Here is a 23439-nt window from a genome sequence, read left to right as displayed (position 1 = left end):
CCAGCGCAAGGTCGGCCCGACTACTTGATCACGTGCCACACATCCTTCATGCCGTCACCGGTCATGTCACCGGCCTTTTTGTCCTTGATGAAGGTGTACACAGGCTTGCCCTTGTAAGCCCATTGCATTGAACCGTCATCGCGCTTGATCTGGGTCCAGCCCTCTTCAGCCATGTCGCCGGCCTTGACCGTCAGCGGCGGCCAGTTCTTGGCGCACTCGTCGTTGCACATGGATTTACCGCCCGAGTCCTTGTCGAAGGTGTAGAGCGTCATCCCGGCATGGTCGACCATCACACCGTCTTTCATCATGGCATGATGGGCCGACGCTATCCCTGGCAACGCCAGTGCCACCGCAGTAAAAAGCGCCATCCAGTTCAGCGTATGTCGTGTCATTGGATCCACCATGATTCTCGGGAGAGGGAATTTAAGCCTAGTCCAGTAACAGAATGTTGCTGCAACAGCCCACGACCTGTCACACGACTGCAATAATTCCGTTATCTAATGCGGGCCAAGACACCTGAATGGGAAGAGGTTAAAACATGGTTGGCAGGAACATTCTGATCGTTGACGACGAAGCGCCGATTCGCGAGATGATCGCCGTTGCATTGGAAATGGCCGGCTATGACTGCCTGGAAGCGGAAAACTCCCAGCAAGCCCACGCCATCATCGTCGACCGCAAGCCCGACCTGATCCTGCTCGACTGGATGCTGCCGGGCACTTCAGGCATCGAGCTGGCGCGGCGCCTGAAGCGCGACGAGCTGACCGGCGACATCCCGATCATCATGCTCACCGCCAAGGGTGAGGAAGACAACAAGATCCAAGGCCTTGAAGTCGGGGCCGATGACTACATCACCAAGCCGTTCTCGCCACGCGAACTGGTAGCCCGCCTAAAGGCCGTGCTGCGTCGCGCCGGCCCGAGCGACGGTGAAGCCCCGATCGAAGTCGGTGGCCTGTTGCTCGATCCGATCAGCCACCGCGTGACCATTGATGGCAAGCCAGCCGAAATGGGCCCGACCGAATACCGCCTGTTGCAGTTCTTCATGACCCACCAGGAGCGTGCCTACACCCGGGGCCAGTTGCTTGACCAGGTGTGGGGCGGCAATGTCTATGTCGAGGAGCGCACGGTCGACGTGCACATCCGCCGCTTGCGCAAGGCCTTGGGTGAGGCGTACGAAAATCTGGTACAAACCGTCCGAGGCACCGGCTACCGCTTCTCCACCAAGAGCTGAGCCGTTTTTCACGCCAACGCTTTGCAAAGGACGCGTCGTTAATTGAACCAGAATTGGCATGGCACCCTGATTCGCCACATGCTGCTGTTGATCACTGCCTGCCTGCTGGTGGGCCTGATCAGCGGCTATTACGGCTGGAGCCTGGCGGTGGGCCTGGCAATTTACCTGGGCTGGACTCTCAAGCAACTGCTGCGCCTGCACGAGTGGCTGCGCCAGCACAAACCCGATGAAGCGCCTCCCGACGGTTATGGCCTGTGGGGCGAGGTGTTCGACAGCATCTATCACCTGCAACGCCGCGATCAACGCGTGCGTGGCCGCCTGCAGGCGGTGATCGACCGGGTCCAGGAGTCCACCGCCGCCCTCAAGGACGCGGTGATCATGCTCGACAGCGACGGCAACCTGGAATGGTGGAACCGCGCCGCCGAAACCCTCCTCGGCCTCAAGACGCCCCAGGACAGCGGCCAGCCGGTCACCAACCTAGTACGCCATCCACGCTTCAAGGAGTATTTCGAGCAGGAGAACTACCTCGAGCCGCTGGAAATCCCTTCGCCGATCAACGACCGCCTGCGCGTACAACTGCACATCACCCGCTACGGCAACAACGAGCACCTGATGCTGGTTCGCGACGTCACCCGCATTCATCAGCTCGAGCAGATGCGCAAGGACTTCGTCGCCAACGTCTCCCATGAACTGCGCACGCCATTGACGGTGATCGCCGGCTACCTGGAAACCCTGCTCGACAACGTCGAAGAGGTGAACCCGCGCTGGGTCCGGGCGTTGCAGCAAATGCAGCAGCAAGGCGGCCGCATGCAGACCCTGCTCAACGACCTGTTGCTGCTGGCCAAACTGGAAGCCACCGATTACCCCTCCGACAACCAGCCTGTGGCCGTCGATGCACTGCTGCAGTCGATCAAGGGTGATGCCCAGGCCCTTTCCGGCCAGCGCAACCAGCGCATCACCCTGGAAGCGACCCCCGGCATTCGCCTCAAAGGCAGCGAGGCCGAGTTGCGCAGCGCCTTCTCCAACCTGGTGTTCAATGCGGTCAAGTACACCCAGGATGGAGGCCAGATCCGCATTCGCTGGTGGGCCGACGAACAGGGCGCGCACCTGAGCGTGCAGGACTCCGGTATCGGTATCGACGCCAAACACCTGTCTCGCCTGACCGAGCGTTTCTACCGGGTAGACTCCAGCCGTGCCTCCAACACCGGCGGCACCGGGCTGGGACTGGCGATCGTCAAGCATGTGTTGCTCCGCCACCGGGCGCGCCTGGAGATCAGCAGCGTGCCAGGCCATGGCAGCACCTTCACCTGCCATTTCGCGCCCATCCAGATCGCCTCGCGCATGGCCTCCTGAAGCCGCGCCCCTAGGCAATCGCGCCCTCAGCCGCTACATTGGCGGACCGGTGCCAGCGCATGCTGGCACTCTACTTCTCTCTTTTTTCAGATGACGGACCCCGTAAAACCCCATCATGGACCCTTCCCCTGGTATTAGCCTCGCCTCTCTGTTCGCCGATTTCGGCATGATTCTTTTTGCTCTGCTGCTGGTTCTGCTCAACGGCTTTTTCGTTGCCGCCGAGTTCGCCATGGTCAAATTGCGCTCGACCAAAGTCGAGTCGATTGCCGTGCAGCATGGCTGGCGCGGGCAAATCCTGCGCACCGTACACAACCAGCTGGACGCCTACCTGTCGGCCTGCCAGTTGGGTATCACCCTCGCCTCCCTGGGCCTGGGCTGGGTCGGTGAGCCGGCCTTCGCACATCTGCTCGAGCCGCTGCTGGCCGCCGTGGGCGTCCAGTCACCGGAAGTCATCAAGGCCGTGTCGTTCTTCAGCGCCTTCTTCGTGATTTCCTACCTGCACATCGTGGTCGGCGAACTGGCACCCAAATCCTGGGCCATCCGCAAACCCGAGTTGCTGTCGCTGTGGACGGCGGTGCCGCTGTACCTGTTCTACTGGCTGATGTACCCGGCCATCTACCTGCTCAACGCCAGCGCCAACGCCATCTTGCGAATCGCCGGCCAGGGCGAACCCGGTCCGCACCACGAGCACCACTACAGCCGCGACGAACTGAAACTCATCCTGCACTCCAGCCGCGGCCAGGACCCTAGCGACCAGGGCATGCGCGTGCTGGCCTCGGCAGTGGAAATGGGCGAACTGGAAGTGGTCGATTGGGCCAACTCCCGCGAGGACATGGTCTGCCTGGACGCCAATGCGCCGCTGAAGGAGATCCTCGCGATGTTCCGTCGGCACAAGTTCAGTCGCTACCCGGTACTGGATGCCGAGCGCGGTGAGTTCCTCGGCCTGCTGCACATCAAGGACCTGCTGCTGGAGCTGGCGGACCTGGACCACATCCCCGAGTCGTTCAACCTGGCCGAACTGACCCGCCCTCTGGAGCGCGTGTCGCGCCACATGCCGCTGTCGCACTTGCTGGAGCAGTTCCGCAAGGGCGGCGCGCACTTCGCCCTGGTCGAAGAAGCCGACGGCAAGGTGATCGGCTACCTGACCATGGAAGACGTGCTGGAAGTGCTGGTGGGCGACATTCAGGACGAACACCGCAAGGCCGAGCGCGGCATCCTCGCCTACCAGCCGGGCAAATTGCTGGTGCGTGGCGATACGCCGCTGTTCAAGGTCGAGCGCCTGCTGGGGGTGGATCTGGACCACATCGAGGCGGAAACCCTCGCAGGCCTGGTCTACGAGACCCTCAAGCGGGTTCCGGAAGAAGAAGAGGTACTGGAAGTCGAAGGCCTGCGCATCATCATCAAGAAGATGAAGGGCCCGAAAATCGTCCTGGCCAAGGTGCTCAAGCTCGACTGAGCCGCCTTAAGGGTTGCCGGCGGTGAAGTTCGGCAACCCACCGACCGGCTGGTTGAACTGGTAGGGGATCGACTCCAGGGCCAGCCCGACGTTGCGCTGCACCACAAAATGCAGGTGCGGGCCGGTGCTGTTGCCAGTATTGCCGGACTTGGCCAACGCCGTACCGTACGTCACCCGTTGCCCCTCACTCACCACCACCGAACCGCGCATCAGGTGCAGGTACACGCCCATGGTGCCGTCGTCATGAAGGATCCGCACAAAATTCCCCGCCGGGTTCGTCCCGCGTCCGCTCTGGTTGTTCTCGGTCTTGATCACCACCCCGGCCCTTGCGGCAATGATCGGCGTGCCTTCGGGCATGGCGATGTCCATGGCGTAACGCCCCTTTGGTCCAAAATGGCTATAGCGTCCATTGGCGCCTTGCGTCAGCCGGAACGGCCCACCGCGCCACGGCAACGGGTAACGGAATGCCTGCTGGCGCTGGGCGGGGTTGCCCAGGGCATACTTGAACTTCTCCTGATAGCCCACCGGCTTGCCCGGCAGGCGCGCACTGAGCACCGTCAGCGGCACTGTGGTGCGGGGCGGCAGCACCCGCCGGACAATCCGTGATGCACCGCCCTGGACGTTGCTCAAGCGCTCCAGGCGCAGTTCTACCTCGACCGGGGCATAGGTGTCATTGCGCGCAGTGAAACGCACACCACCCACAAACTGGCTGGCCTGCAGATGAACCTGACGCTCCAGCTGCTCAACCATCCGATCACGAAAAACAAACGGTCTGCCGCCGGGCATGGGGCTGTCGGAATAGGAGACCACGCCGAACGGATCGGTGTGTTTGTAGAGGGTCATGGCCAACGCCGGGCCGCAAGCCGCGAGCAAGGCGCAGAACAGCAAAGTGCGTACGGGCATCGGTAGTGGCTTTTTGACAGTTGGTGATCTGTCGAAGCCTAGCAGCAGATTTTCGCGTGGGCCTGGCGGGGGTGTTTCGGCGTTGTACCAGGGGACGAATGGTAATGCTGATCGCGGGCCAAGCCCACTCCCACGGAGCGGGCTTGGCCGTGATCAGGCACCCGGCACGAAGTGCTTCTGCGCCGTACCCCGGGCAATCAGCCGCGAGAGGTAGTCGAGCTTCTGGGCATCCTGGTCGACGAATTTGAAGGTCAGTTGCAGCCAATCGCTGTCAGGCTTGGGCTCCAGCGCCGCGACGGCGTGCAGGTAGCCGTTGAGCCGGGCCACTTCAGCGTTCTCGCCCTGCTCGAGGTCGAGCACGGCGCCTTCAAGTACTTGTGGCAGGGTCTCGCCTCGACGCACCACCAATAGCGCTTCCTTGAGGCTCAGGGCCTTGATCACGCACGGCTGTACGCCGCCTGGCAGGCGCAACTGGCCCTGGCCACGGCCAGCGGGCGCAACGGGCCTGGGCGCATCGATCAAGGGCTTGGCAGCTGCCGCAGGTGCCGCTGCTGGCGTGGGTTTGACCGCTTCGGCGCGCCCTCCCGTCAAGGCATTGAGCGAGTCATTGGCAAAGGCCGAACCGGCCCGGGTCGGCGCGCTGGCCATCAGGGCGTCCAGCTTGCCCACCTTGGTCAGGGCCTTTTTCACTTTGCTCAGCAGTTGTTCGTTGGTGAAGGGCTTGCCGACAAAGTCTGAAACACCGGCCTGGATTGCCTGCACCACATTTTCCTTGTCGCCACGGCTGGTCACCATGATGAATGGCATGGCCTTCATCGCGTCTTGCTCGCGGCACCAGGTCAGCAGTTCAAGGCCCGACATTTCCGGCATTTCCCAGTCGCACAGCACCAGGTCAAAAGCCTGGCGCGACAGCAGGGTCTGCGCCTTGCGGCCATTGATGGCATCTTCGATGACCACGCCCGGAAAATGGTTGCGCAGGCACTTTTTCACCAGGTCGCGAATGAACGGCGCATCATCGACCACCAACACACTGACTTTACTCATCGCCACTCCTATCGCATCCCGACCAGCATAACGCTGACTAATGGCCATTTGCCAAACATTGGCGTGCACCGGGACGCGTGATTCCGTTCGCGGCTGCCTTTGAAGTACTCACCCCACAAACGAAAACGCCCGGCCAGGGCCGGGCGTTCTTGTACGGGGCAGTCTTACTTATCGTCAGCTTCGGCCGGAACATTAGCCTTTTCACTGCCGCCCTCGACCTCTTCTTTCATGCGTTTGAGGCCCAGGTGACGCACGTCGGTACCGCGTACCAGGTAGATCACCAACTCCGAAATATTGCGCGCGTGGTCGCCGATACGTTCCAGCGAACGCAAGGCCCAGATGACGCTCAGCACCCGAGAGATCGAACGCGGGTCTTCCATCATGTAGGTGACCAGCTCACGCAGGGCGGTCTTGTATTCGCGGTCGATGGTCTTGTCGTACTGGGCCACCGACAGCGCCAGGTCGGCGTCGAAACGGGCGAATGCATCCAGGGCATCGCGGACCATGTTGCGCACCTGATCGCCGATATGACGCACTTCGACGTAGCCACGCGGCGACTCACCTTCTTCGCACAGCTGGATGGCACGGCGAGCGATCTTGGTCGACTCGTCACCGATGCGCTCAAGGTCGATCACCGACTTGGAGATGCTGATGATCAGACGCAGGTCGGAGGCGGCCGGTTGACGACGGGCCAGAATGCGCACGCATTCTTCGTCGATGTTGCGCTCCATCTGGTTGATCTGGTCGTCGACTTCACGCACCTGCTGGGCCAGGCCCGAGTCGGCATCGATCAGTGCGGTGACCGCGTCATTGACCTGTTTCTCGACCAGGCCGCCCATCGCCAGAAGGTGGCTGCGAACCTCCTCGAGCTCGGCGTTGAACTGCTGGGAGATGTGGTGGGTAAGGCTGTCTTTATCAATCATCTTTCGCTCCGCGAAAAAGCCGCTGGCTTCAAGCCGCAAGCTTCAAGTCATACGTGTTATGCCAGGCACCGCCGTCTTCTTGCCGCGTGTAGCGTGCAGCGTGAAGCTGTCGCTCGGCCCTAGCCGTAGCGACCGGTAATGTAGTCTTCGGTCTGCTTCTTCGCCGGGTTGGTGAACAGGGTGTCGGTATCACCAAACTCGACCAGTTTGCCCATGTACATGAACGCGGTGTAGTCCGAAACCCGGGCCGCTTGCTGCATGTTGTGGGTAACGATGACGATGGTGTACTTGGACTTGAGCTCGTAGATCAACTCTTCGACCTTCAGGGTCGAGATCGGGTCCAGTGCCGAGCACGGCTCGTCGAGCAGCAGGACTTCCGGCTCCACGGCGATGGTACGGGCAATCACCAGACGCTGCTGCTGACCACCGGACAGGCCCAGTGCCGACTCGTGCAGGCGGTCCTTGACCTCATCCCACAGTGCCGCGCCCTTGAGCGCCCACTCAACGGCTTCGTCGAGCACGCGCTTCTTGTTGATGCCCTGGATACGCAAGCCATACACCACGTTCTCGTAGATTGTCTTGGGGAACGGGTTGGGCTTCTGGAACACCATGCCAACGCGGCGACGCAGCTCGGCCACATCTTCGCCCTTGCGGTAGATGTTGTTGCCGTACAGGTTGATCGCGCCTTCTACACGGCAACCGTCAACCAGGTCGTTCATACGGTTGAAGGTACGCAGCAAGGTCGACTTGCCGCAGCCGGACGGGCCGATGAAGGCAGTCACGCGCTGCTTGGGGATGTTCATGCTGACGTCGAACAGGGCTTGCTTGTCGCCGTAGTACAGGCTCAGGCCAGGCACTTCGATGGCAACGGTTTCTTCAGCCAGACGCAGGCTCTGCTTGTCGCGGCCCAGGGCCGACATGTCGATACCGTGGGCGTGGGATTCATGTTGCATGATTTCACTCCGTTTGTAGCTGCAGGCTTCAAGCCGCACGCTGCAAGTGTGTGCAAAAGCGGCGTCCAGCTTGCCGCTTGTGGCGAATAACGTTCAGTCAGCTGTCCAGCGCCTTGTACTTCTCGCGCAGGTGGTTACGCATCCATACCGCCGACAGGTTCAAGGTGGCGATCACCAGTACCAGCAGCAATGCGGTGGCGTATACCAGCGGCCGCGCAGCCTCTACGTTGGGGCTCTGGAAGCCGACGTCGTAGATGTGGAAGCCCAGGTGCATGATCTTCTGGTCCAGGTGCAGGTACGGGTAGTTGCCGTCAACCGGCAGCGACGGCGCCAGTTTCACCACACCCACCAGCATCAGCGGCGCCACTTCACCGGCGGCGCGGGCCACGGCGAGGATCATGCCGGTCATCATGGCCGGACTGGCCATCGGCAGCACGATCTTCCACAAGGTCTCGGCCTTGGTCGCGCCCAGTGCCAGCGAGCCTTCCCGGACAGTGCGTGGAATACGTGCCAGGCCCTCTTCGGTAGCCACGATCACTACCGGTACCGCCAGCAGTGCCAGGGTCAACGAAGCCCAGAGCAGGCCGGGAGTACCCAGGGTTGGCGCGGGCAATGCCTCGGGGAAGAACAAGCGGTCGAGCGAGCCACCCAGTACATAGACGAAGAAGCCCAGGCCGAATACGCCGTAGACGATCGCCGGAACACCGGCGAGGTTGTTCACCGCGATACGGATCAGGCGGGTCACCGGGCCCTGGCGTGCATATTCACGCAGGTACACCGCCGCCAGTACGCCGAACGGGGTGACGATCACGGCCATGATCAGGGTCATCATCACCGTACCGAAGATGGCCGGGAAGATACCACCTTCAGTGTTCGCCTCACGCGGATCGTCGCTCAGGAACTCCCAGACCTTGGCGAAGTACACGCCCAGCTTGGTGAAAGTACCCATGGCGTTCGGCTGGTAGGCGTGGACCACCTTGCTCAGGTTGATCTCCACTTCACGGCCATTGCCGTCCTTGGCCACCAGGCTGTCACGCCCGAAGTCCTGATGCAGGCTGCCCAGGCGTTCTTCGATGGCCTTGTAGCGGTTGTTCAGCTCGGCGCGCTCAGCTTCGATGTCGGCCTGGGCGGCCGCATCCAGCTTGCCATTGAGTTCCAGCTTGCGGGTCTGCAGGCGCAGGCGCTCGAGGCCATAGTTGATGGCACCGATGTCTTTCTTCTCGAGCTTCTGCAGCTCACCGGCGAGCTTGTCGGCACGCTTGAGGCGCGCCTGCAGCTCGGCCCAGGCGGCATTGCCTTCGGCGACGACCTTGCCATCTTCCTTGACGCTGACCAGGCGGCCGTAGAAGTTGCCCCACTCGCGACGCTCCAGAGCGATCAGGTCGACCGGCGTCTGCTGCTCGGTCAGCCATTCGCCGACCACCCAGGTGAAGTCGCTGCCGTTCAAGTCACGGTTACCGACCTTGATCAGCTCACGGGTCATGAACTCCGGGCCTTCATCAGGCACCGGCAAGCCGGCCCCCTTGAGACGCACACGCGGTACTTCTTCCTTCTGTACCACCTCGCCGACCACTACGTGGCTGGCTTGCCCTGGCACGGTGTAGTTGGCCTGAACCAAATCGGCCGGCCAGAAGTGGCTCAGGCCACGCACAGCGATCACAGAGAGCAGACCAATGGTCATGATCACCGCGATGGCGACCGCGCCACCGCTGATCCAGACGCCAGGGGCGCCGCTCTTGAACCAGCTTTTGAGGGAATCCTTTTTCACGGATCTCTACCTTTCTATCAAAGCGACGAGTATTTCTTGCGCAGACGCTGGCGAATCAGCTCGGCCAAGGTGTTCATCACGAAGGTGAACATCAGCAGCACCAACGCGGCGAGGAACAGCACGCGGTAATGACTGCCACCGACTTCCGACTCCGGCATCTCCACGGCAACGTTGGCTGCCAGGGTGCGCATACCTTCAAACAGGTTCAGCTCCATGACCGGGGTGTTACCGGTGGCCATCAGCACGATCATGGTTTCGCCCACCGCACGGCCCATACCGATCATCAGCGCCGAGAAGATACCCGGGCTGGCGGTCAGGATGACCACGCGGGTCAGCGTCTGCCATGGGGTCGCGCCCAGTGCCAGGGAGCCCAGGGTCAGGCTGCGCGGTACGCTGAACACGGCGTCTTCGGCAATCGAGTAGATGTTCGGGATGACTGCGAAGCCCATCGCGATACCGACTACCAGGGCGTTGCGCTGGTCGTAGGTGATGCCCAGGTCATTGGTGATCCACAGGCGCATGTCACCGCCGAAGAACCAGGTTTCAAGGAACGGGCTCATGTACAGGGCGAACCAGCCGGTGAACAGGATCACCGGAATCAAGATGGCCGCTTCCCAGCCATCGGGCACCCGCAGGCGCAGCGACTCGGGCAGGCGGCTCCAGGTGAAGCCGGCGACCAGGATGCCGATCGGCATCAGCAGGAACAGGCTGAACACACCCGGCAAGTGCCCTTCCAGGTACGGTGCCAGGAACAGACCGGCGAAGAAGCCGAGGATGACCGTTGGCATCGCTTCCATCAGCTCGATCACCGGCTTGACCTTGCGGCGCATGCCCGGGGCCATGAAGTAGGCGGTGTAGATGGCCGCGGCAATGGCCAGCGGCGCGGCAAGGATCATCGCGTAGAACGCGGCCTTCAGGGTGCCGAAGGTCAGCGGCGAAAGGCTGAGCTTGGGCTCGAAGTCGGTGTTCGAGGCGGTCGACTGCCAGACGTATTTAGGCTCGTCGTAGTTCTCGTACCAGACCTTGCTCCACAGCGCGCTCCAGGACACTTCCGGGTGCGGGTTCTTCAGGGTCAGTGGCAGCAGCTTGCCGCCCTCTTCGATGATGATGCGGTTGGCACGTGGCGACAGCGCCAGCACGCCTGCACCTTCCGCAACCGGCTCGACCAGCAAGGTACGGTGGGCGGTGCTGTGGAACACGCCGAGCTCGCCGGCAGCATCCAGGGCAATGAAGCCTTTGCGACGCTCTTCGGCATCGATCTGCACGATGGGCGCCTTGCCCATCTGGAAGTCGCGGATGCGCTTGAAGCGCTGCTCGCCGTCCGGGTCACGGGCCATGAACCATTGGGCCAGGCCACCTTTGGAATCACCGATGATCAGCGAGATACCACCGACCAGCTGGGCACTTGCGGTAACTTCGGCATCGCCGTTGTCGAGCAATTTGTAGCGACCGTTGAGGCTTTTTTCGCGCAGGCTGAAGACATCCGCCTGGGCCCGGCCATTGATGACGTACAACCACTGCTGGCGCGGATCGATGAAGATCGACTTCACCGACTCGGTCATCTGCGGCAGATCGATACGGCTCTGCTCGCTGGTGACCTCACCGGTCATCATGTTCTCCTCGCGGGTCAGCGAGACCACCTGCAGGTGTGCGCCGGTAGAGCCGGCTACCACCAAGGTGTCGCCATTCACGTTGAGGCTGACATGCTCCAGGGCACGGCCCTGCTCATCGAGCACGAAGGGCTCCTGGCCATAGGGGTAATCAATGCCAGGGCTGATGGTCTTCTTGTTGTCCGGGTAGGTGATCTTGTAGCTATGGCTAAACGCCAGCGCCTGGCCGTTGGACAGCCCCAATACCACCAGTGGATTGCCCGGCTGGTCATTACCGATCGAGGTCACCTGGGTGCCGGCCGGCACTGGCAGGTCGACGCGCTTGAGTTCGGCACCGGTCTTGGTGTCGAAGAACAATGCCTGGCCCTTGTCGGACACACGCATGCCCACGAGGTTCTGCTCTTCCAGGGCAATCATCAGCGGCTTGCCGGCGTCCTGGCTCAGCCAGGTCGGTTCCAGCGCCTTCTTGCTGGTCAGGGTAGCGCCCTGGAACAGCGGCACGACCACGTAGGCCAGGTAGAAGAAAATCAAGGTGATCGCCGCCAGCACGGCAAGCCCGCCCACCAGTACATACCAGCGGGTCAGGCGATCCTTGAGCGCACGCAGGCGACGCTTGCGTTGCAGTTCGGGCGTATTGAAATCAATCCGCACGGGGGGAGAATTTTGGGTCATGGTGGAGTTGGCCAGATCATTCATGCGCACACCCTAGCGGTCCCGTATTACAAAAACATGACAATGAAGTGACGCAAAAAAGCCCGCCGCTCAGTGGTCCTGGCAGCGGACTCGCAATTTGCGGTGGAGACTGGTCATTTCCAGACCCCACCTGTCTCACACTCAGTTCTTCGCGACGCCTTTATTGGCGTGGCTCAGGCCCAGGTCGGCCAGGGCTTTTTCAGCGACTTTGGCCGGCAGTGGAATGTAGCCGTCCTTCACGACAACTTGCTGGCCAGCCTGGGACAGGACCAGCTTGACGAACTCGGCTTCCAGCGGGGCCAGAGGCTTGTTCGGCGCCTTGTTGACGTAGACATAGAGGAAGCGCGACAGCGGGTAGGTGCCGTTCAGGGCGTTGGCTTCGTTGTCTTCAACGAAGGCGCCACCCTCTTTCTTGGCCAATGGCACAGTCTTGACGCTGGCGGTCTTGTAGCCGATGCCCGAGTAGCCGATGCCGTTCAGCGAGCTGCTGATCGACTGTACGACCGAAGCCGAACCAGGTTGCTCGTTGACGTTGGGCTTGAAGTCGCCTTTGCACAGGGCTTCTTCTTTGAAGTAACCGTAGGTGCCGGATACCGAGTTGCGACCGAACAGCTGGACCGGCTTGTTGGCCAGGTCGCCCGTCACGCCCAGGTCAGCCCAGGTCTTGACGCCGGCCTTGGCACCACACAGGCGAGTGGAGGAGAAAATCGCATCGACCTGAGCCATGGTCAGGCCCTTGATCGGGTTGTCTTTGTGTACGAAAACGGCCAGGGCGTCGACGGCAACCGGAATGGCGGTTGGCTTGTAGCCGTACTTCTGCTCGAACGCCTGCAGCTCGACGTCCTTCATCTTGCGGCTCATCGGGCCGAGGTTGGCGGTGCCTTCGGTCAACGCGGGTGGCGCGGTGGAGGAGCCGGCAGCCTGAATCTGGATGTTTACGTTCGGGTATTCCTTCTTGTAGGCCTCAGCCCACAGAGTCATGAGGTTCGCCAGGGTATCGGAACCGACGCTGGAGAGGTTGCCCGACACACCGGTGGTCTTGGTGTAGGTCGGAATAGCAGGGTCAACAGCGGCAACCGCATTGGCGGTGGCAACGCCAGCGGCGACGAAAGTCAGGGCCGCCATCAAACGCTTCAGTTTCATGCCTTACTCCTAGCAGGAATTGGGGGTGAGATGGATCGGGCCCAAGTATCTGCAGGCCGTATGAACACTCTATGAACCGAATGTGACAATTAGATGAAAGGCCATCACCGAATGTCGGTGATGGCCTTTTCAAGATGTTGCGAGGTGGGAACGGGAAGGGATTCAGCGTTTCTTGGCCAACAGATAGAGGCCGACCAGCAGACCAATGGTGCAGATACCGGCCACGTAATAGGCTGGTCCCATCGGGCTGAACTTGAGCAGGTAGGTGACCACCATTGGGGTCAGGCCGCCGAAAATGGCGTAGGCCAGGTTGTAGGAAAAGGACAACCCGCTGAAACGCACGACGGCGGGGAAAGCATGAACCATTACATAAGGCACCGCGCCGACGATGCCGACAAACAGGCCGGTGAGGGCATAGAGCGGGAACAGCCATTCGGGGTGGTCGACCAGGCTGTGATAGAAGCCCCAGGAGCTGGCCAACAGTGCCAGGCTCCCGACCACGAACACGCGCCCTGCGCCGAAGCGATCGGCCAGCATCCCGGCCACGATGCAACCCAGGCTCAACAGCACGATGGCCAGGCTGTTGGCTTGCAGGGCCACGGTGGGTGCAATGCCATAAACCGTCTGCAGCACCGTCGGAGTCATCAGAATGACCACGATGATCCCGGCCGACAGCAGCCAGGTCAGCAGCATCGACAAGACAATGGCGCCACGGTGGTCGCGCAGCACCGCCCGCAATGGCACTTCCTCGGCCAAGGCCTTGCGTGCCTGCAGTTCGGCGAACACCGGGGTTTCATGCAACCAGCGACGCAGATACACCGCGAACAGCCCGAACACGCCACCCAGCAGGAACGGGATCCGCCAGGCATAGTCGGCCAGCTCTTCTGGTGTATAGATGCTGTTGATCGCAGTGGCGACCAGCGAGCCGAGCAGAATTCCGGACGTCAGCCCTGCCGTCAGGGTGCCGCAGGCGTACCCGATATTGCGCGAGGGTACGTGCTCGGACACGAATACCCAGGCGCCCGGCACTTCACCACCGATGGCCGCGCCCTGGATCACCCTCATCAGCAACAGCAGGATCGGCGCCCACATGCCGATCTGCGCGTAGGTCGGCAGCAAGCCCATGATCAGCGTCGGCACGGCCATCATGAAGATGCTCAAGGTGAACATCTTCTTGCGCCCCAGCAAGTCGCCAAAGTGCGCCATGACGATGCCGCCCAGTGGACGCGCCAAGTAGCCGGCGGCGAAAATCCCAAACGTTTGCATCAGGCGCAGCCATTCGGGCATATCCGCAGGGAAGAACAGCTTCCCGACGACCGTGGCGAAGAACACGAAAATGATGAAGTCGTAGAACTCCAGCGCTCCGCCCAGGGCGGAAAGCGACAGGGTCTTGTAGTCACTGCGGGTGAGCGGCCTCGAAGGCTGCGCGATACTGCCGGGCACGGAGGTCATAGGTATCTCTTATTGGTATCGCTGATTGGTACTGCAGGCCGCTTGCCGCGCGGGTTTGGGGCCTGGTGGGCCCCGAACGATAGCAAATTGCAAGAAAAAGCACAGTGCGCACAAATTCAATACAAGTATTCATAAATGCATGGTCGTCGCTGCGCTTTCTGCTCTATATACTGGCCGCTTGTATCAAAAGGTTGCGTCTACTGGAGGATGTTGTGCGAAAACGCCGCTAGGTATGCTTAGTCGGTTTCGCAGAGTTTCCCTTCGCCGCCTGGCAAAGCGAAAGCAGCGTAGTATGGTTGTGCTGAATCGTTTTTCTAGGCGTCTGCATTAGCGCCAACCAACGAAGCGTCACGGGTCAGAGGCACCCCCGGCATGATTGAACTCGAACAAGAAGATCCCATCCCGCAAGGCGACCTGGCCTTGCAGATCACAGCATTACCGCGTGAAACCAATGGTTTCGGCGATATATTCGGCGGCTGGCTGGTTGCCCAGATGGACCTGGCCGGCACCGCAATGGCCAGTCGCGTCGCCGGGGGCCGGGTGGCTACGGTCGCAATCGACCGCATGGCCTTTCTGGTACCCGTGGCCGTTGGCGCACAGTTGTCCTTCTATACCCAGACCCTGGAAATCGGCCGCAGCTCGATCCAGATGATGGTCGAAGTGTGGAGCGACGACCCGCTGTCCAGCGAATGGCGCAAAGTCACCGAGGCTGTGTTTGTCTTCGTAGCCATCGACGGCAGTGGGCGCACCCGTTCGGTTCCTCCTCGTCGCTGAGTCGGCTGCGCGGTAAACTCGAGGGTATGCAAGCGGTCCAAGACCGTACGGCAAACCCAAGAGATCAAGCGCATGTCCACACCCAAGGTCGAATCCGAACAACACGGCGAGCTCAATTGCTGGCGCATCACCACTGACAGCGCCGAACTGCTGGTCGCCCAGCAGGGCGCCCAGGTGTTGAGCTACCAGCGGCTCGGCGAACCCCCTTTGTTGTGGTTGAGCGAACAGGCCATTTTCAAGCAGGGCAAATCCGTGCGCGCCGGGGTTCCGGTGTGCTGGCCCTGGTTCGGCAATCTGAGCCGCAATCCGCAGGCCGTACAGGCCATGTACCACGGCAGCGAAGCGCCCGCCCATGGATTGGTGCGCGGTCGCGACTGGCAATTGCAAGGCATCACTGATATCGGCAATGCGGTGCGGGTCGACTTCACTCTGCCCGACACCCTGGGGGATCTCCCCGGCTGGCCACACACGGTCGAGCTCACGCTGAGCATCGTCATGGGGGAGCAGTTGACCGTCACCCTCACCAGCTACAACCTCGACAACATCCCCGTCACCATCAGCCAGGCACTGCACAGCTACTTCGCCGTCAGCGATGTGCGCAAGGTTCAGGTGGAAGGCGTAGAAGGCCTGGGCTATATCGAGACCCTGGAAAACTGGCAGCAACGCACACAACAAGGCGCGTTGGGCTTTGCGAGCGAGACCGACCGCATTTACCTGCAGGCGCCGGAACAGCTCAGCATCGTCGACCCGGATTGGAACCGACGTATTCGCCTGACCAGCAGCGGATCACGTTCAGCGGTTATCTGGAACCCGTGGACCGACCGCGCAGCAGAGCTGGCGGACATGGCTGACGATGGCTGGCAGCGCATGTTGTGTATCGAGACGGCCAATGTGTGGGATGACCTGGTTACCCTCCAACCCGGGGCAAGCCATTCCCTGAGCCTGGCCATCGACAGCGAAACGCTCTAGGGCAGGAGCGTCAACGTACCCGCACAAGGCTTTGCACCGCCAGTTCCAAAGCCTTTTGCATATCCAGCCGCGCCGATCGCCCAAGATCCTCATCGTTCATCTTGCCATCGCGCTCCGATGGCAGGATCGGTGCAGTGAGGTCTTCACCATCCGTCGCTTCAAAATCCTGCTGCTGACCCAAAGGCATCGCGCTTCGCCGCAACAGCATGCGTAATTGCTCCGGGGTCAGGCCGGGATTGATCGACAGCATCGCCGCCACCGTAGCCGTTACCAGGGGTGTAGCGTACGAGGTGCCACACTGTACGGTCCCGACATCTCCGGCAATGGCGGGCGATGCGCGAACACAGGCTGCGGCACTGATATCCACGCGCATATCGATATTCGAGCTGCCGCGCTTGACTACGTAATCCGGGGCGCGCAGTACCTGCGCTGATCGATTGCGCTGATGACCACCCACCACCAGCAATTGCTCGGTCACGAACGAAGAAGGCAAGCGATACTCGTCGGTTCCGGATCGCGAGGCGCCATTGCCCGCCGAGTTGATAACGATCACGTCAGGATGCTTGGCCCGCAACCAGAGAAAAAACTCTTCCAGGAGTTCTTCATAGCCACTCATGGCCAGCCCCGACCGCAACAGCGAATCGACTTCATCCCCTTCGATGTTGCGTGCCCCGACCCGGTGAACTCCCCAGCTCCAGTTCAATACACGCACACCGTCTTCTACCAGGTTGACCGAGGCGGCAATGTTGGCGGTGATTCCAGCATCGGAGTTTCGTTCGACAATCACTTCAAAACCCGGGCTCGCCGGGCCAAGCCCCTGAAGAAAGCCGCTATTACCCTGCGCTTGCCAGTCTGCTGCAAGTATGCCGGCCACAGTGGAACCGTGGCTGTCGGCCTTGTGTGCATCCCGGGCAAACAGGCAAAGGCGCCCTGGACTTGCCCGGCAGTCACCTCGATACGCGGCGAAATCCACCGCATCGAAATCCAGGTTGCGCTCGATGACACCTACCCGAACAGGCTGCACCTTGATCTGTTGCCGTTTGGCTGGAATCCGGCGCTGGTAGTAATACACCGCATCCAAATATCGATTGGCGGCCCATTCATCTTGCCAACTGGATGACGCTTCACCCGTACCCGATGATTCTTTACCCCGCTCCGGAGCTGACTCTTCGATGATCACCGCATCGACACTGGCTTCGCTTCCCATGCGCAATACCATGGCATCACGCTGAATGAGGTCGTCCACCGGCAGGCGCAACTGGTAGACATTGAGCGGCGCGATCGCGCCGACCACCTGAGCATCGTATTTACGGGCAATTCTCCTGGCTTGTTCGAGCCCGTCGTGGCGCTCCTCGATCAACAGGCTGACAAGATCGACATACGTGGTAAGGCCGTCCATGTTCTTGGCCACTTCACCAGGCCCGGCAGCGAGTACATGACTGCTGCCCGTTGAAAGCCATACCGCATTGCTTTGCAGGCCCTGAGCCTCCAGCCACAGCGGTGCACTGCGATACTGGCCGGGGTCCAACTGCAGGGTCAGCGTCCGCCCTTGGCGCTTGAAAGCATGGTGGGGGAGCGGTTGGCCGCCTAGCCAGAGGACCGGAGGCTGACTGTCCAGCCCCTCAACCTGAAGACACCATTGCTGTGGGACCTGTGCCAGCAGGTCCCCACAGCGCTGCAACTCGGTAATTCGCGGGGCCGGCCCTTCGGCAAGGGTCAGCGACGGCATCAGGCCTAACCAGGCCAGCAATAAAATACTGCCTTTCATGTTGGCGGTGCGCTCGGTGGCAATCACTTGAACATCCGACTGCCACCACCCACCAACGTTCAGCGCTAGCGCAGGGGCGCTGAAAACTAGAGGTCGCCCTCTTCCACCGCCTTTACCTTCCCCGCATCCAGTGCGTAGGCCGCATCGGCAAGATCATTGCTGACTTTCTCGATTTTCAGCGTGCCGCTTACCCACAGCGGTGTGTAGATATCGTCCAGCTTCACGCCACGGGGATATCGCACCAGCACCAACTGGTTGGGCGGCGGTGGCGGTACGTGAATGCAAGCGCCCGGATAAGGCACCAGGAAGAACAAGGTGCTGTTGCCCTTGGCGTCGCTTTCCAGCGGCACCGGATACCCGCCCAGACGAATCTGCTTGCCGTTCATCGCTGGCACAGTCTTGGTCGAATACATCACCGCCGGCAGGCCTTTGCTCTGCTTCATGCCACCCTTCTCGGTGAAGGTGCCCATGGCTTCGGGAGAGCTGTGGTCGATCTCGGGCATCAGCTCCAGGGCTTTCTGGTCCGACTTGGGCATCAGCTCCAGCCAGTCGGTTTCCGGCAGCTCGGCATGGGCAAGGCTGCTGATCAGCAGCAGTGAAACCAGTAAGACACGGCGCATAAAAATGCTCGGCAACGAAAAGTGCCGAGCATTCTAGCCTGCCGTCAGTTCTTTTTGACCATGCCGTAGATCACCAGAAGCACGACCGCGCCCACCAGCGCGCCCAGGAAGCCTGCGCCTTCGCCTGCCTGGTAGATACCGAGCGCCTGGCCGCCGTAAGTCGCGGCAAGCGAACCGGCAATGCCGAGGAGAATGGTCATGATCCAGCCCATGCTGTCGTCGCCAGGCTTGATGAAGCGTGCCAGCAGACCGACGATCAGGCCGATGAAGATGGTTCCGATGATACCCATGGCAATCCCTCTGAGTGAAATGGCGCACGCCAAAGCCTAGTCAGGGCTTTGGCATCCCGCCATCAGAGGGACTGTGAAGAAGGAAGGTTCCCTTCAGCCCTGGATCAGGGCCTCGACCTGCTTGATCTTCTCTTCCAGCGTGGCCATGTCGTCGCAACGCAGGGTGGCGTGACCGACCTTGCGGCCGACCTTGAAGGCCTTGCCGTAGTGATGCAGATGGCACTCGTCGATGGACACGACCTTGTCTACCGCTGGCACTTCACCGATGAAGTTGAGCATGGCGCTTTCGCCGACCTTGGCGGTCGAGCCCAGCGGCAAGCCGGCAACGGCACGCAGGTGGTTTTCAAACTGGCTGCACTCGGCGCCTTCGATGGTCCAGTGGCCGGAATTGTGCACCCGCGGGGCGATTTCGTTGGCCTTCAGGCCACCGTCGACTTCAAAGAATTCGAATGCCAGCACGCCCACGTAGTCCAGCTGCTTGAGCACGCGGCCCGCGTAGTCTTCGGCCAGGCCCTGGAGCAGGTGGTCTTCACTGGCCACCGACAGACGCAGGATGCCGTTCTCGTGAGTGTTGTGCACCAGCGGGTAGAAACGGGTCTCGCCATCACGGGCGCGCACGGCGATCAGCGACACTTCGCCGGTGAACGGTACGAAGCCTTCAAGCAGGCACGGCACGCTGCCCAGTTCGGCGAATGTGCCGACTACATCCTCGGCAGATCGCAGCACTTTCTGGCCTTTTCCGTCATAACCCAAGGTGCGGGTCTTGAGCACGGCGGGCAGGCCGATGCTGGCCACGGCGGCGTCCAGGTCGGCTTGCGACTGGATGTCTGCAAACGCCGGGGTCGGAATGCCCAGGTCCTTGAACATGCTCTTTTCGAACCAGCGATCACGCGCAATGCGCAAGGATTCGGCGCTCGGGTAGACCGGCACGAACTGGGACAGGAAGGCGACGGTTTCAGCCGGCACGCTTTCGAATTCGAAGGTGACCAGGTCAACTTCGTCGGCCAGTTGGCGCAGGTGGTCCTGATCGCCGTAATCGGCACGCAGGTGCTCGCCCAATGGCGCGGCGCAGGCATCTGGCGCCGGGTCCAGGAAGGCGAAGTTCATACCCAGCGGCGTTCCTGCCAGGGCCAACATGCGACCCAGCTGGCCGCCACCGATTACACCGATTTTCATGGGTTTGACCTCAAGCCTGGCGCGGATCTGGATTGTCCAGAACGTTGTCTGTCTGCTCAGCGCGGAACTGCTTCAACACGCTGTGGAACTGCGGGTGCTTGGCGCCCAGGATGCTCGCCGAGAGCAGTGCGGCGTTGATTGCGCCGGCTTTGCCGATGGCCAGGGTGGCAACCGGAATACCGGCCGGCATCTGCACGATCGACAGCAGAGAGTCGACACCGGAGAGCATCGACGACTGGACCGGCACGCCGAGTACCGGCAGGTGGGTCTTGGCGGCGCACATGCCTGGCAGGTGGGCAGCGCCACCGGCACCGGCGATGATGACCTCGATGCCACGGCCTTCGGCCTCTTCGGCATACTGGAACAGCAGGTCCGGGGTACGGTGGGCGGAGACCACCTTGACCTCGTAGGGAATGCCGAGTTTTTCCAGCATATCGGCGGTGTGGCTAAGGGTGGACCAATCGGACTTGGAGCCCATGATCACGCCAACCAGTGCACTCATCGTCGAGCCTCTTCTCTTGGGCGCCCGCAGGCGCGTCAAAAAACAACAAGCCACGCGGGGACGACCGGCGTGGCTTGTTATGCGAATTAGGGCCGGAAAAAACCGACCGAAGGCCGCGCAGTATATCGTAACCCGGTGCATTTAAGGCACCCCGGCGACCAACTGTCGGCCCTTATTTTTCGGGGCTTTGGCTGACTTTCAGGTCAACCTGCCGTCGACGGCCCGCCCTCCAGCTTGCGCCAGAGCAAACGCACATTGGCCTTGCGCACCAGCGCGCAACGGTACAGGCGGATTTCCAGCGGTACGTGCCACTGCGGGCCACCACAGATCACCAACTCGCCGCGCTCAAGCTCGGCGCGCGCCGAAAGCCGCGGCACCCAGGCTATCCCCAGGCCTTCCAGGGCCATGCTCTTGAGGCTGTCGGCCATGGCCGTCTCATACACCGTGGTAAAGCGCAGGGCGCGCTGACGCAACAGCAGGTTGACCGAACGACCGAGGAAAGCCCCCGCGCTGTAGGCCAGCAGCGGTACGCTGCCCTCGCCTTCCAGGTCGAACAGCGGCTTGCCATCGGCATCGGCCGCGCACACTGGCAACATTTCGGTATGCCCCATGTGCAGCGAGGGGAAAATTTCCGAGTCCATCTGCAGGGCCGCATCCGGATCGTAGAACGCCAGCATCAGGTCGCACCCGCCTTCGCGCAGGGCATGCACTGCATCGCCGACGTTAGTGGCCACCAACCGGGTGGCGATGTTCAGGCCATCGTTGCGCAACTGGGCAATCCAGCGCGGGAAAAACCCCAGCGCCAGGGAGTGCGCCGCCGCTACCTGAATGACCTCGCCCTGCCCGCCTTCCAGGTGATGCAAGTGGCGCAACACCTCGCCCAGTTGATCGACCACGGTTCGCGCCGTCACCAGGAACAATTGTCCGGCGGCCGTCAGTTCAATCGGCGTACGCGAGCGGTTGACCAACGTCAGCCCCAGCGCAGCCTCAAGGCTGCGGATGCGGCGACTGAAGGCCGGCTGGGTTACGAATCGGCGTTCGGCGGCCTGGGAAAAACTGCGTGTCGCCGCCAGGGCGCTGAAGTCTTCCAGCCATTTGCTTTCGAGGTTCATCTGTCTCTCCAGGCGCGCACCAAAATAGCACACGCTCGAATGTCGGTTGGCGTCACACTAACCATTATGCCGTTTGCGCATAGGTTAGCGCGCAACAGCATTGGCCGCAAAATCGCCGCAGGCCTAGGATTGGCGCCATTCCGGCATGTGCCGGGCCAAATTCGAGATGATATTTATCATGTCCGCTGCTGCATCGTTCCGCGTCGAAAAAGACCTGCTTGGCACCCTTGAAGTCCCAGCTGATGCCTACTACGGCATCCAGACCCTGCGCGCTGCCAACAACTTCCACCTCTCCGGTGTTCCGCTGTCGCACTATCCGAAACTGGTCGTGGCCCTGGCCATGGTCAAGCAGGCTGCTGCCGACGCCAACCGTGAGCTGGGTCACCTGAGCGATGCCAAGCACGCTGCCATCAGCGAGGCTTGCGCTCGTCTGATCCGCGGCGACTACCACGAGCAGTTCGTGGTCGACATGATTCAAGGCGGTGCTGGTACTTCTACCAACATGAACGCCAACGAAGTAATCGCCAACATCGCGCTGGAGGCCATGGGCCACCAGAAAGGCGAGTACCAGTACCTGCACCCGAACAATGACGTGAACATGGCGCAGTCGACCAACGACGCCTACCCGACCGCGATCCGTCTGGGTCTGCTGCTGGGCCACGACGCCCTGCTGGCCAGCCTCGACAGCCTGATCCAGGCCTTCGCCGCCAAGGGCCAGGAATTCGACCACGTACTGAAGATGGGCCGTACCCAGCTGCAGGACGCCGTGCCGATGACCCTGGGCCAGGAATTTCGCGCCTTCGCCACCACCATGACCGAAGACCTCAACCGTCTGCGTTCCCTGGCGCCTGAGCTGCTGACTGAAATCAACCTGGGTGGTACCGCCATCGGTACCGGCATCAACGCCGACCCGGGCTACCAGATGCTGGCCGTTCAACGCCTGGCCACCATCAGCGGCCAACCGCTGGTACCGGCAGCCGACCTGATTGAAGCCACCTCCGACATGGGCGCCTTCGTCCTGTTCTCCGGCATGCTCAAGCGTACCGCGGTCAAGCTGTCGAAGATCTGCAACGACCTGCGCCTGCTGTCCAGCGGCCCACGTACCGGCATCAACGAAATCAACCTGCCAGCGCGTCAGCCAGGCAGCTCGATCATGCCAGGCAAGGTCAACCCGGTTATCCCGGAAGCCGTCAACCAGGTTGCCTTCGCCATCATGGGCAACGACCTGGCCCTGACTGTCGCGGCCGAAGGCGGCCAGCTGCAACTGAACGTGATGGAGCCGCTGATCGCCTACAAGATCTTCGACTCGATCCGCCTGCTGCAACGCGCCATGGACATGCTGCGCGAGCACTGCATCGTCGGCATCACCGCCAACGAACAGCGCTGCCGTGAACTGGTCGAACACTCGATCGGCCTGGTCACCGCTCTGAACCCGTACATCGGCTACGAAAACGCCACCCGTATCGCCCGTATCGCGCTGGAAAGCGGCCGCGGCGTACTGGAGCTGGTGCGTGAAGAAGGCCTGCTGGACGAAGCGATGCTCAACGACATCCTGCGTCCGGAAAACATGATTGCTCCGCGTCTGGTCCCGCTCAAAGGCTGATCGACGCTGTAACACCGCTCACCAGGTCGAGGGACTAGACACCTCTCACCTTTTGAGGGCCCAGGGATCATTCCCCGGGCCCTTTTTTTATGCCTGGAT

At 61.4% G+C, this 23439-nt stretch carries 21 protein-coding genes; 6 read left to right on the top strand and 15 right to left on the bottom strand.

All coding sequences use genetic code 11. The annotated features are described in order from the left end of the window. Positions 1-20 precede the first annotated feature (20 nt). Positions 21-392, bottom strand: a complete 372-nt coding sequence (locus ABVN19_RS23375) for a hypothetical protein (protein WP_028942482.1) — start codon at positions 390-392, stop codon at positions 21-23. 146 nt (positions 393-538) lie between these two features. On the opposite strand from ABVN19_RS23375, the gene phoB reads away from it, so the two are divergent. The 3 genes from phoB (at position 539) to ABVN19_RS23360 (ending at position 4037) form a co-directional block, all read left to right on the top strand. Then, positions 539-1228 (top strand): phosphate regulon transcriptional regulator PhoB, encoded by a 690-nt coding sequence (gene phoB / locus ABVN19_RS23370; RefSeq protein WP_028942483.1) that lies wholly within the window; start codon positions 539-541, stop codon positions 1226-1228. 78 nt (positions 1229-1306) lie between these two features. After that, positions 1307-2581, top strand: coding sequence for a phosphate regulon sensor histidine kinase PhoR (phoR, locus tag ABVN19_RS23365; protein ID WP_245219033.1), 1275 nt, complete (start codon positions 1307-1309; stop codon positions 2579-2581). Between the two features lie 115 nt (positions 2582-2696). Beyond that, on the top strand, positions 2697-4037 hold the full coding sequence (locus ABVN19_RS23360; RefSeq protein WP_028942485.1) for a hemolysin family protein: 1341 nt from the start codon (positions 2697-2699) through the stop codon (positions 4035-4037). A 6-nt stretch (positions 4038-4043) separates the two neighbouring features. Here ABVN19_RS23360 and ABVN19_RS23355 read toward each other — a convergent pair whose 3' ends face one another. From ABVN19_RS23355 to ABVN19_RS23320, 8 genes are all read right to left on the bottom strand, one after another. Next, the gene (locus tag ABVN19_RS23355; RefSeq protein WP_105641049.1) at positions 4044-4940 is read right to left on the bottom strand and encodes a peptidoglycan DD-metalloendopeptidase family protein; all 897 of its coding nucleotides are present in this window, start codon (positions 4938-4940) and stop codon (positions 4044-4046) included. 153 nt (positions 4941-5093) lie between these two features. After that, the gene (locus tag ABVN19_RS23350; RefSeq protein WP_028942487.1) at positions 5094-5984 is read right to left on the bottom strand and encodes a response regulator; all 891 of its coding nucleotides are present in this window, start codon (positions 5982-5984) and stop codon (positions 5094-5096) included. A gap of 164 nt (positions 5985-6148) precedes the next feature. Beyond that, positions 6149-6907 (bottom strand): phosphate signaling complex protein PhoU, encoded by a 759-nt coding sequence (gene phoU / locus ABVN19_RS23345; protein ID WP_028942488.1) that lies wholly within the window; start codon positions 6905-6907, stop codon positions 6149-6151. 119 nt (positions 6908-7026) lie between these two features. Beyond that, on the bottom strand, positions 7027-7860 hold the full coding sequence (pstB, locus tag ABVN19_RS23340) for a phosphate ABC transporter ATP-binding protein PstB (protein ID WP_105641050.1): 834 nt from the start codon (positions 7858-7860) through the stop codon (positions 7027-7029). Between the two features lie 97 nt (positions 7861-7957). Next, on the bottom strand, positions 7958-9628 hold the full coding sequence (gene pstA / locus ABVN19_RS23335; protein ID WP_028942490.1) for a phosphate ABC transporter permease PstA: 1671 nt from the start codon (positions 9626-9628) through the stop codon (positions 7958-7960). A 17-nt stretch (positions 9629-9645) separates the two neighbouring features. Continuing rightward, complete coding sequence (locus tag ABVN19_RS23330; protein ID WP_028942491.1) at positions 9646-11934, bottom strand: ABC transporter permease subunit; 2289 nt, start codon at positions 11932-11934, stop codon at positions 9646-9648. Positions 11935-12072: 138 nt separating this feature from the next. Then, entirely contained in the window at positions 12073-13074 is a 1002-nt protein-coding gene (locus tag ABVN19_RS23325; RefSeq protein WP_028942492.1) for a phosphate ABC transporter substrate-binding protein PstS, read from the bottom strand. Positions 13075-13236: 162 nt separating this feature from the next. Continuing rightward, positions 13237-14532, bottom strand: coding sequence for an MFS transporter (locus ABVN19_RS23320; protein WP_177431027.1), 1296 nt, complete (start codon positions 14530-14532; stop codon positions 13237-13239). A gap of 366 nt (positions 14533-14898) precedes the next feature. Here ABVN19_RS23320 and ABVN19_RS23315 point away from each other — a divergent pair, with 366 nt between their 5' ends. Together ABVN19_RS23315 and ABVN19_RS23310 are read left to right on the top strand one after the other, a co-directional pair. Continuing rightward, entirely contained in the window at positions 14899-15300 is a 402-nt protein-coding gene (locus ABVN19_RS23315; RefSeq protein WP_009402429.1) for an acyl-CoA thioesterase, read from the top strand. 72 nt (positions 15301-15372) lie between these two features. Further along, on the top strand, positions 15373-16269 hold the full coding sequence (locus tag ABVN19_RS23310; protein ID WP_028942494.1) for a D-hexose-6-phosphate mutarotase: 897 nt from the start codon (positions 15373-15375) through the stop codon (positions 16267-16269). Between the two features lie 10 nt (positions 16270-16279). Here ABVN19_RS23310 and ABVN19_RS23305 read toward each other — a convergent pair whose 3' ends face one another. The 6 genes from ABVN19_RS23305 to ABVN19_RS23280 all read right to left on the bottom strand — a co-directional run bounded on the left by ABVN19_RS23305 (position 16280) and on the right by ABVN19_RS23280 (position 21737). Then, on the bottom strand, positions 16280-18037 hold the full coding sequence (locus ABVN19_RS23305) for a S8/S53 family peptidase (protein WP_105641149.1): 1758 nt from the start codon (positions 18035-18037) through the stop codon (positions 16280-16282). Positions 18038-18123: 86 nt separating this feature from the next. Continuing rightward, a complete protein-coding gene (locus tag ABVN19_RS23300; RefSeq protein WP_028942496.1) occupies positions 18124-18657 on the bottom strand; it encodes a DUF3299 domain-containing protein in 534 nt (177 codons plus the stop codon). 44 nt (positions 18658-18701) lie between these two features. Beyond that, on the bottom strand, positions 18702-18947 hold the full coding sequence (locus ABVN19_RS23295; protein ID WP_028942497.1) for a GlsB/YeaQ/YmgE family stress response membrane protein: 246 nt from the start codon (positions 18945-18947) through the stop codon (positions 18702-18704). 93 nt (positions 18948-19040) lie between these two features. After that, entirely contained in the window at positions 19041-20123 is a 1083-nt protein-coding gene (locus ABVN19_RS23290) for a 5-(carboxyamino)imidazole ribonucleotide synthase (protein WP_028942498.1), read from the bottom strand. A 10-nt stretch (positions 20124-20133) separates the two neighbouring features. Then, on the bottom strand, positions 20134-20625 hold the full coding sequence (gene purE, locus ABVN19_RS23285) for a 5-(carboxyamino)imidazole ribonucleotide mutase (RefSeq protein WP_028942499.1): 492 nt from the start codon (positions 20623-20625) through the stop codon (positions 20134-20136). A 203-nt stretch (positions 20626-20828) separates the two neighbouring features. Continuing rightward, positions 20829-21737: a LysR substrate-binding domain-containing protein gene (locus ABVN19_RS23280; RefSeq protein ID WP_028942500.1), complete on the bottom strand. Its 909-nt coding sequence runs from the start codon at positions 21735-21737 to the stop codon at positions 20829-20831. Between the two features lie 178 nt (positions 21738-21915). Between ABVN19_RS23280 and aspA the strand changes: the two genes are divergently transcribed. Beyond that, positions 21916-23340 (top strand): aspartate ammonia-lyase, encoded by a 1425-nt coding sequence (aspA, locus tag ABVN19_RS23275; protein WP_028942501.1) that lies wholly within the window; start codon positions 21916-21918, stop codon positions 23338-23340. Positions 23341-23439: the final 99 nt, after the last annotated feature.

The organism is Pseudomonas vranovensis, from assembly GCF_040438935.1.
GTDB classification, from domain to species: Bacteria; Pseudomonadota; Gammaproteobacteria; order Pseudomonadales; family Pseudomonadaceae; genus Aquipseudomonas; species Aquipseudomonas vranovensis.
This window is presented reverse-complemented; position numbering and strand designations above follow the sequence as displayed.

Coding starts and splice junctions, on each gene's coding strand:
- ABVN19_RS23325 (WP_028942492.1), bottom strand. CDS start 13,074: ATGAAACTGAAGCGTTTGATGGCGGCCCTGACTTTCGTCGCCGCTGGC.
- ABVN19_RS23350 (WP_028942487.1), bottom strand. CDS start 5,984: ATGAGTAAAGTCAGTGTGTTGGTGGTCGATGATGCGCCGTTCATTCGC.
- aspA (WP_028942501.1), top strand. CDS start 21,916: ATGTCCGCTGCTGCATCGTTCCGCGTCGAAAAAGACCTGCTTGGCACC.
- ABVN19_RS23360 (WP_028942485.1), top strand. CDS start 2,697: ATGGACCCTTCCCCTGGTATTAGCCTCGCCTCTCTGTTCGCCGATTTC.
- pstB (WP_105641050.1), bottom strand. CDS start 7,860: ATGCAACATGAATCCCACGCCCACGGTATCGACATGTCGGCCCTGGGC.
- phoB (WP_028942483.1), top strand. CDS start 539: ATGGTTGGCAGGAACATTCTGATCGTTGACGACGAAGCGCCGATTCGC.
- ABVN19_RS23280 (WP_028942500.1), bottom strand. CDS start 21,737: ATGAACCTCGAAAGCAAATGGCTGGAAGACTTCAGCGCCCTGGCGGCG.
- ABVN19_RS23305 (WP_105641149.1), bottom strand. CDS start 18,037: ATGAAAGGCAGTATTTTATTGCTGGCCTGGTTAGGCCTGATGCCGTCG.
- phoR (WP_245219033.1), top strand. CDS start 1,307: ATGCTGCTGTTGATCACTGCCTGCCTGCTGGTGGGCCTGATCAGCGGC.
- ABVN19_RS23310 (WP_028942494.1), top strand. CDS start 15,373: ATGTCCACACCCAAGGTCGAATCCGAACAACACGGCGAGCTCAATTGC.
- phoU (WP_028942488.1), bottom strand. CDS start 6,907: ATGATTGATAAAGACAGCCTTACCCACCACATCTCCCAGCAGTTCAAC.
- ABVN19_RS23330 (WP_028942491.1), bottom strand. CDS start 11,934: ATGAATGATCTGGCCAACTCCACCATGACCCAAAATTCTCCCCCCGTG.
- ABVN19_RS23300 (WP_028942496.1), bottom strand. CDS start 18,657: ATGCGCCGTGTCTTACTGGTTTCACTGCTGCTGATCAGCAGCCTTGCC.
- ABVN19_RS23290 (WP_028942498.1), bottom strand. CDS start 20,123: ATGAAAATCGGTGTAATCGGTGGCGGCCAGCTGGGTCGCATGTTGGCC.
- ABVN19_RS23375 (WP_028942482.1), bottom strand. CDS start 392: ATGACACGACATACGCTGAACTGGATGGCGCTTTTTACTGCGGTGGCA.
- ABVN19_RS23355 (WP_105641049.1), bottom strand. CDS start 4,940: ATGCCCGTACGCACTTTGCTGTTCTGCGCCTTGCTCGCGGCTTGCGGC.
- ABVN19_RS23295 (WP_028942497.1), bottom strand. CDS start 18,947: ATGGGTATCATCGGAACCATCTTCATCGGCCTGATCGTCGGTCTGCTG.
- ABVN19_RS23315 (WP_009402429.1), top strand. CDS start 14,899: ATGATTGAACTCGAACAAGAAGATCCCATCCCGCAAGGCGACCTGGCC.
- purE (WP_028942499.1), bottom strand. CDS start 20,625: ATGAGTGCACTGGTTGGCGTGATCATGGGCTCCAAGTCCGATTGGTCC.